General features: G+C 62.9%; 15 protein-coding genes. 6 read left to right on the top strand and 9 right to left on the bottom strand.

Annotated elements, in window-relative coordinates; translation table 11 throughout:
- Together J4O73_RS24115 and J4O73_RS24110 are read right to left on the bottom strand one after the other, a co-directional pair.
- The coding region (locus J4O73_RS24115; RefSeq protein WP_426221553.1) for a hypothetical protein at positions 1-273 on the bottom strand (273 nt) is incomplete at its 3' end.
- Positions 274-342: 69 nt separating this feature from the next.
- Positions 343-1,053, bottom strand: coding sequence for a recombinase family protein (locus J4O73_RS24110; RefSeq protein ID WP_426221551.1), 711 nt, complete (start codon positions 1,051-1,053; stop codon positions 343-345).
- Positions 1,054-1,494: 441 nt separating this feature from the next.
- Between J4O73_RS24110 and J4O73_RS24105 the strand changes: the two genes are divergently transcribed.
- A complete protein-coding gene (locus J4O73_RS24105; protein ID WP_426221549.1) occupies positions 1,495-2,526 on the top strand; it encodes a PIN domain-containing protein in 1,032 nt (343 codons plus the stop codon).
- Positions 2,527-2,539: 13 nt separating this feature from the next.
- On the opposite strand, the gene J4O73_RS24100 is transcribed toward J4O73_RS24105, so the two are convergent.
- On the bottom strand, positions 2,540-2,719 hold the full coding sequence (locus tag J4O73_RS24100; protein ID WP_426221547.1) for a hypothetical protein: 180 nt from the start codon (positions 2,717-2,719) through the stop codon (positions 2,540-2,542).
- 284 nt (positions 2,720-3,003) lie between these two features.
- Between J4O73_RS24100 and J4O73_RS24095 the strand changes: the two genes are divergently transcribed.
- From J4O73_RS24095 to J4O73_RS24075, 5 genes are all read left to right on the top strand, one after another.
- Positions 3,004-3,465 (top strand): hypothetical protein, encoded by a 462-nt coding sequence (locus J4O73_RS24095; protein ID WP_426221545.1) that lies wholly within the window; start codon positions 3,004-3,006, stop codon positions 3,463-3,465.
- A 374-nt stretch (positions 3,466-3,839) separates the two neighbouring features.
- Positions 3,840-4,805 carry a hypothetical protein gene (locus J4O73_RS24090; protein ID WP_426221543.1) on the top strand — a complete coding sequence of 322 codons (966 nt, stop codon included), beginning with the start codon at positions 3,840-3,842 and terminating at the stop codon, positions 4,803-4,805.
- 297 nt (positions 4,806-5,102) lie between these two features.
- Positions 5,103-5,273 (top strand): hypothetical protein, encoded by a 171-nt coding sequence (locus tag J4O73_RS24085; protein ID WP_426221541.1) that lies wholly within the window; start codon positions 5,103-5,105, stop codon positions 5,271-5,273.
- A complete protein-coding gene (locus J4O73_RS24080; protein WP_426221540.1) occupies positions 5,270-5,737 on the top strand; it encodes a hypothetical protein in 468 nt (155 codons plus the stop codon). The genes J4O73_RS24085 and J4O73_RS24080 overlap by 4 nt, the downstream gene beginning before the upstream one ends.
- A complete protein-coding gene (locus J4O73_RS24075) occupies positions 5,734-6,183 on the top strand; it encodes a hypothetical protein (protein ID WP_426221538.1) in 450 nt (149 codons plus the stop codon). The genes J4O73_RS24080 and J4O73_RS24075 overlap by 4 nt, the downstream gene beginning before the upstream one ends.
- Here J4O73_RS24075 and J4O73_RS24070 read toward each other — a convergent pair.
- The 6 genes from J4O73_RS24070 to J4O73_RS24045 all read right to left on the bottom strand — a co-directional run bounded on the left by J4O73_RS24070 (position 6,148) and on the right by J4O73_RS24045 (position 9,581).
- Positions 6,148-6,858 carry a transcriptional regulator gene (locus J4O73_RS24070; protein WP_426221536.1) on the bottom strand — a complete coding sequence of 237 codons (711 nt, stop codon included), beginning with the start codon at positions 6,856-6,858 and terminating at the stop codon, positions 6,148-6,150. The two genes, J4O73_RS24075 and J4O73_RS24070, sit on opposite strands and share 36 nt — an antisense overlap.
- A gap of 257 nt (positions 6,859-7,115) precedes the next feature.
- On the bottom strand, positions 7,116-7,493 hold the full coding sequence (locus J4O73_RS24065; protein ID WP_426221534.1) for a Rap1a/Tai family immunity protein: 378 nt from the start codon (positions 7,491-7,493) through the stop codon (positions 7,116-7,118).
- 3 nt (positions 7,494-7,496) lie between these two features.
- Positions 7,497-7,856, bottom strand: a complete 360-nt coding sequence (locus J4O73_RS24060; protein ID WP_426221532.1) for a hypothetical protein — start codon at positions 7,854-7,856, stop codon at positions 7,497-7,499.
- Positions 7,849-8,487 carry an AAA family ATPase gene (locus J4O73_RS24055; protein WP_426221530.1) on the bottom strand — a complete coding sequence of 213 codons (639 nt, stop codon included), beginning with the start codon at positions 8,485-8,487 and terminating at the stop codon, positions 7,849-7,851. The genes J4O73_RS24060 and J4O73_RS24055 overlap by 8 nt, the downstream gene beginning before the upstream one ends.
- A gap of 110 nt (positions 8,488-8,597) precedes the next feature.
- On the bottom strand, positions 8,598-9,215 hold the full coding sequence (locus tag J4O73_RS24050) for a hypothetical protein (protein ID WP_426221528.1): 618 nt from the start codon (positions 9,213-9,215) through the stop codon (positions 8,598-8,600).
- A gap of 228 nt (positions 9,216-9,443) precedes the next feature.
- Positions 9,444-9,581 carry a hypothetical protein gene (locus J4O73_RS24045; protein WP_426221526.1) on the bottom strand — a complete coding sequence of 46 codons (138 nt, stop codon included), beginning with the start codon at positions 9,579-9,581 and terminating at the stop codon, positions 9,444-9,446.
- Positions 9,582-9,743 lie beyond the last annotated feature (162 nt).

The following is a 9,743-nucleotide window of genomic DNA, read 5'->3' as shown; positions in this document are numbered from 1 at the left end:
CCACCGTGCATCCGGCCCAGACTTTGTGACCGTGATGTTCTTGGACTCGCTGAACACGCTGTCGAGCATCCCGTCTATCTGCCCCCCAACGGCGTCTGTAACTGCCTCCTCGAAGGTATCAGTCTGACCGCAGGTAGGACACCGAACGGTCTCGGGACCATCTGCCATGGCGAAAACTTCGGCCTTTGCGCCGTCAGCAGTGCAGTAGAGGTACTTGATTGCTTCGTCTTCCATGATCGATCCTGCAAAAACCGTGATGGCGAAGTATACCATCCGACCGATCAATAGTAACGCCCCGTCAACGATGTTTTTGATGCTTCCCGTGGATTTCGTCTGGCATCTCTACTGGGCGATCATCCGCTTGATGGCTTCAGCCCCGAACGGCTTGCCCGTGGCCGTGAGGTGCCCGGCAGCGGCCAGTTCAGCCGAGACTTCCCGCAGGGACCGGCGCCGACCGTTCACCGGGTAGCGGTGTAGGCGCCGCGCAAGATCGACCATGGCGCTGTCGAGATCGCGGTAGGAGTGCCGACCGCCGCACTTCACCTTCTCGCCCTTCTCGGCCTGGGCCTTCATGACGCGTTCGCGGGCGCCCTTGAGCTTGGCGACAAGGCTGGCCTTCTCGAACTGCGAGACCGCGCCCAGGATCTGCCGGACCATGTTCGAGGTCGGCGTATCCTCCACGAACGTATCGGGGCTGTCGGCGGCGATCAGCGTGACGCCCTCGCCCTTCAAGAACCTGTGGCCGGTCTCCTGCACGATCAGGTCGCGCGAGAAGCGGTTCGCGGCCTCGACGATGATCGTCCGCACCCCGTTGCCCGCGATCCGATCCAGCATGGCCGCGAAGCCGGGGCGCGTGTCCACCGGGTCGGAGCCGCGCACGTCGGCGTCGTAGAACCACGCGACGACCGTGTACCCGGCCTTCTGGGCGAACTTCTCGATCTCCTGGCGCTGGCGCTTCTCGGAGTCCTTGTCGGCGCCGACGTTGGTCGCCGAGCTAGTCCGCATGTACCCGACCGCCTCGATCAACCCCTTGCCAGCCATCACCTTCACCACTTTTGCTGTCTCTTTTCCTTGAGGAAACGTGACAGACGGGGCCCAGTTCCGCAACCGAAATTGACATTCGAGCAACCAGAACATGAAACCTGCCGACGCTTTCGGCCCCTGGGCCCCTGGCCTGTCCCCATGCGAGCGGATCGCGCGGTGCCGAACCCTACGGGCCGTTGCGCGCCTCCTCGCGGGACCCCGCGCTGAAGCTCTTTCCTCGGCGCTCGCATGCGCCGAGTCCGATCCTTCTCACCTCGACCGCGCCCTCGACGCGCTCGATCAGCTGGCCAGCCTCGACCGGCGGCGCATCCTGTCCTCGTACCAGCCCGTCATGATCGCGCCGCCCCCTTGCGCCGCTTGAACATTTGCAAGCCAGCCGCGCAGCTTATTGTCCGGCGTGGATGAATGGCGGACACGCCAAGCGCCAGGTGCCATTCCCAGAGGCTACCGATGCTGCGGCTACTGATTGATACCTGCGTCTGGCTCGATTTGGCCAAGGACTACCGCCTCCAGCCAACGCTACGTGCGCTAGAGCAGCTGATCGCGACCGGGGACGTATCTCTCATCCTGCCCCGGCAGACGGTCGACGAGTTTGCCCGCAACAAGGAGCGCGTTGTCCGGGAGAGCGGCAAGAGCCTCTCCAGCACGCTGAAGCGCGTGAAGGAGGCAGTTCGACAGTTCGGAGATGAGACGGCTCGGGATGGAGCTATCGCTGTCATGGACGACGTCGACCATCGCATTGTCATCTTGGGGGAGGCGGTCAACACTAGCATCGCACGGATCGAGAGGATCTTCGCCGACGCCGAGGTCATCGAGACGACCGACGCCGTCAAGCTCCGCACAGCCCAGCGCGCAATCGACAAGCTTGCCCCATTCCACAAGGGGAAGAACTCGATGGGCGATGCAGTGCTGGCTGAGATCTACCGGGATGCACTGGCCTTCGGAGACGACGAGACTGTGTTCTCGTTCGTCACACACAACAAGCTCGACTTCAGCGACATGAGTAGCAACGAGCGTCAGCCGCATCCGGATCTCACAGATCTCTTCGTCTCCGATGGTTCTACCTACTGGCTCTCATTGGGCGAATGCCTCAACGATTTTGCATCCGAGTGGATGGAGGATGTGAATTGGGAATTTGAGTACCAGGATGAACCGCGCAAGCTCAGCGAAATCATTGCAGCCCAGCGCTTGCTCCTCCGCCAGATCTGGTACAATCGGCACTGGAACCTAAGGTGCGCCATCGATAGCGGCGAACATCGAGTCGTCACCCATGAAGAGTGGGACGCCAATCCTGGCAGCCATCAGGACATGACGGTCGACAGCATCTGGGCAGGCGCCTTGGCCGCTGCAAAGCGGACCGAGGATGAGGTCGGGTTGGAGAACTTGGGCCCCTGGGACGACTTCGAGTGGGGCATGCTCAACGGCAAGCTGAGCGCGCTCCGCTGGGTCCTGGGTTCCGAGTGGGACTTCCTCGACACCTAAGCTCGGCGTTGAACTACGCCTGGGCGCGGCGATCCTGTAGCCAGCCCAGATCGAGCATGTCGCACAAGGCTTCGGCCACGCTACGAGCGACCGCTTCGCCCTCGTGGTCGCCAGCATCGTGGCGCACATCCGCCAGCCGGATGAGACGAAGCGTCAGCGCTTCTACTTGCTCGGCGGTCTCTCGATCCATCATTGACCCATCTCCAAAGCTACCGCATGTCTCGCGGTGTTGCAAGTAGAATTTGAGTCAATCCGAAGTGTTCCGCAAGATTTCAGGAACACATCATCGCTTGCATGTAACTTGCAAGGATGCAATCGATTTTTTTCAGCAACGTAGGGCGGCGTCGTGCCAGGTCGTTCAGGATTTATACTTTGAAAAGGCGACCCTATTCTTGCACGTACCCTACCGACCTGAATGCATTCGTGCATGCGACGACCTCTGAAAAATCTCGCCCACACAAAAGAGACCCCCATTCCATGTCCGACGACGATCACCCGGTGATCCGCGCTCTCAGAGAGACCGGCACCCTCCAGCCACGCGACTTGAACTACCTGCTCAAGCACGGCCGCTCATACGAGGGCACGCCCCTCCCGCCGGGGACCGAGACGTGGGGGCCGGGAAAGTGTGTTGTCGCCTCGCAGGTGCTGAAAGAGCGCCACGGATGGAAGATCGTCACCGGCTGGGCGCTCCTCCCGCCATCCGTGACCGATCTCGCCGTACCGATCTGGCATCGATGGAACAGCCGGGATGACGAGCACGCTCTCGACGGCGTGTTCCCCGATCCAGAGCGAAGCAGCTACTTCGGCCTGGGCGCCGGGCATGGAGCACGCATGATCGAGATGCTGGGCGGACCACGCCCATCCGGGAGGCGCAGCATTCTGACTGGCCTGGAGCCCGGCGCATTCGCCCGCAGGCTGGAGCGATCGTTCCGGCTGTGACGTCCAGAATAGGCCGGAGACGGCGACGACGGGTCTGGGTGGACTCCAACAACCATCGGGAGCACGAACGCCCGTCCTGGGCGATCCTGGCGAAGCGTAGAGGGGTGTTCTGGAGGAGGCGGGGATCTGCGTCTCCGCCACGCCATAAGCAGCAAAAGTCGGAGAAAATCGGCATCCCGCCGGTTCTGAGCAGAAAAACTCAGCAAAATCAACGACTTAGGTCAAATGGAAATAGGGATGCCCAACCCCATTACCGACCACTGGGTCGGTAAGCCAATTCGTGCTATGACATGCAGTTGAACAGCAGAAAGCCCGCCACCCACCGTGTCCTGGCAGACCGGGTGACGGGCTTCCACTTGGAGCCGTAATTCACCGTGACCATTACCACATCGGGGCCTCTCGTGCAAGCGCACGAGCCGTCCCAGGGTGTGTCCGACGACCTCGAAAAAGACCTCGACAAGGGGCCCGAGAACGTCGTCAGCGCACCAAACAACCCCGCAGGTTTTTCGGGGCCGGTCTCGCCTCCAGGCGATCAGCCGGTTCTGGAAATTCTCATTCCAGATCAAGAGCTTGGTCTATTTCAGCCGGATCGTCCCTCGCGCGGGCGTGCGCGCGCCCATCTTGGTAGCTACAAACCCCAACACGCCGACGCCCCCGAACCTGCCAACGACGACACCCTCGCCGAGGCCCCATCGAAGCCGAAGCGAGCCTGGAGTCTGCGGAAGCGGGAGAGTGAAGACCTCCGACGCCGGACCAAGACACTGGCGATCACCGGGGCCGTCTACGAGCAGGGACGACAGGCATTCGGCAGCGCCGAGGCCAAGGGTCACGACCTCGACTGCCTCGTGACGATCAGGCCCGCCGCCGTGGATACGATGAGCCCCGAAGAGCGGGAGGACCTGTTCAAGAAGATGGTCCACGCGATGCGGACGGCGTTCGCGGCCAACGAGAACCTGCCGGAACCCGCCTACCTGTGGTCGCGGGAGTCGAAGCGGGTCGGCACAGCGCGGAAGCCGGAGGGCGTCGGCGAGCACCTGCACGTCGTCGTGGCGAGCGGCGGGCGCCTTGATCTCGTGGAGAAGTACTTCCGCAAGCACCTCTCCGGCCACGAAGTAGACGTTCGGCCGGTCGATGCCGTCACTCGGCGACTCCGCAACGGGCAGATCGGCGACGCGGGGACGTACCTCATGAAGGCCGTCGAGCCCGCCTACTGGCGCAAGTTCCCGCAGACGCCTCACCGCGCGTCGGGCCCGATCTTCGGCCAGAGGGTCGGATGGTCCAAGAACCTCCTCAACGAGCAGCCGGTCGGCCGGAAGCCGAGACCACGCCGAGCAGGATGACACGGGCCCAGATGCACATTTTGTGCCATCAATCAACCCGGTTTCTTGCACTTTTCGTCGCAGTCACCATCTCTGGGTTAGAGGCCCGATAGGGCCGGTATGAGAACGGCGGGCTACGGCCCCGGTGCGGGGCGAGGCCCGGCGACCCGATAGGCGCTCGACGCCGCGCATCTGCACCCACGAGGTGCGCTTCGACTGGCGAAAGCCGACGGGTTCAAGGGACATCTACTCCGCGCTCTTTGGCCCGTTCGCCGCCCCTCACCTCCTCCACGACCAACCACATCACTGGAACATTCCATGAACCCCAACACGAAGGGGGGCACAATGAAGTTGCCCTTCGACGGCGAATTGCGAGCCGCGCTTGACGCCGCCCGCAAGCCCCGCCGCATGACCATCACTGGCTACGTCCGCGAGGTCGTCATGCGAGATCTTGTCGCCCAGGGCCTCCTCAAGGGACGCGCCCGATGAAGGGCATCTCGATCTCATTCGACTCGCAGGTGACGAGCTACGCCGCCGCCCACAAGCTCCAGTTGAGCCGGGAGGAGCTGGAGCACCTGGGCGCGACCTTGAACTCGATCTGCACCGTGGACGACGCGAGCCAGGTCTCCTTCGACATCGGTGGCGGCCGGGTCGGCTCGATCACTGACGCACTCGACGTCTTCGCAGTCGGGATGGGTAAGCCGGTCTCGTCGCCGACGACGAAGCCCTCGATCCCTGAAGGCACGAACGCCACAGCCCGCGCCTTGGCCGCGAACGCCGCCACCCGCGACGGCCAGTCCGCCGCCCGCCGCACCGAAGGCCAAGCCCTCGCCGATCAGCACGGCAACCCCTGGCACCATCGCACCATCAACCGCACGAGACAGGGCTTGATCTCGAACCTTCACCCACAACTCGCTGAACGCCTGCGGGCCGAGGCTGGAGCACGCTCATGAGCAACACGGCCCCTATGGGGATGAACCTGGGCGAAGCCCGCCGTAGACAGGAAGCCGCCAAGCGACGCGGCGAGCGGTTCAAGGTCAGCGACGACGTGAGAGCCGTCCGCGCCGCCATCATGGAGAAGCGCAACGCCATCCACGATCAGCGACAGGCCGAGGCACGAGCAGAACTGGAAGCCCGGCCAGACGCGGTTCGCGCGATCCTGGCGCACGCCTCCATTGACGAGCTTGCCGAGTTCCAGCGCGTTGCCGGGCAGCTCGACGGGCGCCGCCTCGCAGACATCGTGGCTGACGTGCTTCGACAGCGGCAGCGCACCTCCTACGTCGCACAGCCGGAACCCACTCCGGTAGAGCAGGCCGCGACGGCTCCAGAAACGGCTCAGGAGGCCGCTCCAGCCTCGAAGGCATCAACGCCCCGCCGGACTCGGAAACAGGCGTCCTGAGCCCGTTCTGGCGATAGGCGGGCCATCCTGGCGATGCCGGTTGCCTTTTCCTCCATCTCGGAAGCCCTTGAGCCGGTTCTCGCTGGTCTCGCGGTTTACAGAAAGAGATCTTGAAATCGGGGGCTGCACGGATTTGCAGGCACCCCCCCGGCCGCCACGGGCGATCCACGCACGCCACTCCTGCGACGTGATCGTGACGACGTTCGTGTTGCTCCTCCAGCGATCCAGGCGGCGTTCCTCGACATGGACGAGGCCCAGGCGCCGGGCCTCGCGGATCGCGTTGCGCACGCTTGTCTCGCTCACCCCGGCCCTCCCGGCGACGGCGCCGATGCAGAGCCGACAGTCGCCCTTCACCGCGACCTCGGCGGCGACGACGGCGAGCGCAGCTTGTTCGGCCAGTGAGAACCGGGCGGCGAGACCGACCGGCATTCCGCCCGATGCCGCCCAACGGCGACGACGCTCCAAGGACGACGGCGAGCGTGGTCTCGATCCGCCCCGTCGAGTAGCGGGAGCAGCGGGCACGATCCGCCGGGCATCGATCTCGGCCGATAAGATCTCGGCCTCCTCCTCCGAGACCTGTCCGTTGGCTACAGCGGCCCACAGCCCCCGCGCGACATCGGCGAGGGCGGCACGAGGCGCCGCCGCGATGGCGCGCCTCAAATGGTCAGCAAACATCGGTCCCGGTCCCTCACGGGCCGCGATCCAGGGTCCAGACACGACTCTACCGTGGACGGAATTGGCGTTCCGTCTTGACGCCGGGGGGCGTCATGTGGCTTGTCAGGGATTGCAAGGTTCCTGACGAACCACTCGATTTGACGGCCTCTCTGGTTGGCGCCAGGGGGGCCGTTGTCGTTTCAGGGTCTCGCGATCGTGGCGGTTAATCCTCGGTGAACGGGCGACCGTGGCGGTTGGCGTCGAGTCGGTCAAGCCACCTAGGGCTTGGCACTCTTGCAAGGCCATGCCTCGGAGATTGCCTGGTAGAGAACGACAGGCGCGGTGCGCTGCCGGATCTCGGGATGGCGATCCAAGTAATTGCAGAAGACATCTCTGGTTTGTGGGATCGTCACTCCCTCAGGGATGCAGATCTCGTACTGCTGGTTTTTCGACATGACCAGAGTATCCAGCGAACCACTCAAGTACGCCGAAACTGCTTCTCGCAGAAGCGAGCCTTTCGGCTGCTGGCACCATTCGTAGATCTTGTTCCCGTTCGCAAACTGCGCCTGGGACGGCAATCCAGAGAGTGCAATAATCGTCGATGCAAGAACGATGCGGGTCCGAGTGAGTGCGGGTTTGCGTGGTTGCGGGACCATGCGTCAAACGTCCTCTTCGCTCTTGTCCAGGTACAGGCCGTTCTCTTGCAGCATCAGCAGCAGGCCCCGGCGGTACAGGGCTTGTGCCGTTGTCCGGTTGTCCAAGGCCAGTCGCTTGATTGCGTCGAAGGTCTCCGGTGCCGCGTACAAGCTCACATGCGGCTTCTCGATCCGGGTTCGCACCTTGTAACCGTCGCGTGCCTCGGCCTCTGGTACGGCGTCCAGCATGTCGGGAACCGGGAGCATCTTTTGCGTCCGCGTGACAGCGGGTTTGCGTGATTGCGGGACAGCGGGGCCACTCTCGACCGGCTTGGACTTCGGTGCCATGTCGATACCGCCGAGCAGGTTGGGTCGCTTACTCACTGGTGCTGGCTCCCTTCGTGTACGTCCACAGTTCGGCAATCTCGGCAGCAGCCTTGCCGCCGAGTTCCAGTTCCGAGACCCCGAGACCGGTCGCCATCGCGTCGCTGAAGACGGTTCGCGTCGAGACCGTTGGCGCCACGTCCCCGCCGGCCTGTAGGACTGCGACGGCCTCGGCCGTGCGGGCCGGTGTGATCGGATTGGCGCCGTTCACCGCGAAGGCGAAGCTCCGGCCGAGGAAGCGCAGCCGCTCCACGGTCGGTCTCGCGGCTTTCAGGTCAGGAGCGGACGGGCGCACCGGCACCAGCACGAAGTCGGCGAGGCGCACGGCCCGGTCCACCGTGGCATCGAACGTGCCGGCGGTATCGATGAGTAGCGTCGTCGTCTGACCATGCTTCGCCACTCGATCCACGAAGGCTTGCAGATCAGCCGGCTTCACGGTGCGGAACACCAGTTCGCGTTCCTCGCCCCGCTCTGCAAGCCGGAGCCGCCCCCACTCGGCCAAGGTGCCCTGCGGGTCCAAGTCCACACAGACGACGTTCTCGCCGTCCTGAACCGCCGCCACGGCCATGCATGCTGCGAGCGTGCTTTTTCCGCTTCCGCCTTTTTGAGAGGCGAACACCACCGTGCGCATGATGCAACCCCGCTGTCCCGCAGCCACACGTACCCGCAGTCACGCAACCACGCAACGCGCTGGGTTCGTCTGTCTTCGATCAGCAGCGACGATGGCTTCGTGCCGGATCGCTACGGCTTTTTGGGAGGCATCGGAAGCGGGCGACGATCCCGTGATCGGACCTCGATGCGGACCTCTCTGCCCGGCTTGGCCCCCTTACCCTTGACCGGGGTCGCTACGATGGTACCCGGCTTGATCTCTCGGGGCCGCTCACCGAACACTTTTGCCAGTTCCAAGCTCTCACGGCGCGGCTTCTGCTTTTCTCGCCGTATTGCTTCCTCGAATACCCTGGCCTCGCGGTTCATCTTGACTGTTGCAATCTCTTCAAACGTCGAAGGAAAGAAACCGCACTCCTTCGCGATCAGCATCTCAGCAATGTATACCCACTGTTCGACGACGTATCCAACATCTCTGTAGATCGAATGCTCTCGACTTCCTTTCTTTTCTCTGAAGTCGAAGCCGTGTCGCTCTCCGAGATCAAGGACTTCATCGTAGTACCATTCATCAAGTCCAGCCAACGGTATAGCTGGAACTTGTTGCGTCAGTTCGTGCCGCGTGTACCCGAAGTACTGCATGCAAACTCGATCACATTCGGCTTCAATTGCATCTTCTGGAGCCTGTTGCTCTAGCAGTTCTCCGAGACGGGCAGTCTCGAACTCCAGATCAATCAGGTTGCTTCTGTGGTTCATTCTGAACCCTCGTGCTGACCACACTCCAAACAAGATGGTGCGCGCGATAGAATGATGAAGGGCAAGTTCAAGATCTATCGCACGCTATCCACAGGCAACTGAATACCGATCTTTCGGTATCGAGTTTCGCGGCTACACGGCTCCATCCAGATCTACTCGTGCGACTCGATCGCTGACCAGTCAAATGATGTGATCTCAAAACAGGAAGGGGCCCCGAAGGGCCCCCTGTCACCGCCCGTAGCGGTCTCGAATACTCACCTTGAGAACAGCGTCGCGCACCTCGTCGGTCGGGATCTTCCCCGGCCCTTTCGCCTTCGCTTCGACGATCAGGACTTCGAGGGCGGTCTTCAGTTCTTCGATGGTCATCGGGCCTTGTAACGTGTGGTCTACTCGCCGAGACGCCACCGTGCATCCGGCCCAGACTTTGTGACCGTGATGTTCTTGGACTCGCTGAACACGCTGTCGAGCATCCCGTCTATCTGCCCCCCAACGGCGTCTGTAACTGCCTCCTCGAAGGTATCAGTCTGA

The sequence above is a fragment of the Methylobacterium sp. NFXW15 genome, from assembly GCF_049887755.1.
GTDB lineage: Bacteria > Pseudomonadota > Alphaproteobacteria > Rhizobiales > Beijerinckiaceae > Methylobacterium.
Note: the sequence above shows the minus strand (reverse complement) of the source record. Positions and strands in the feature narration are given on the sequence as shown.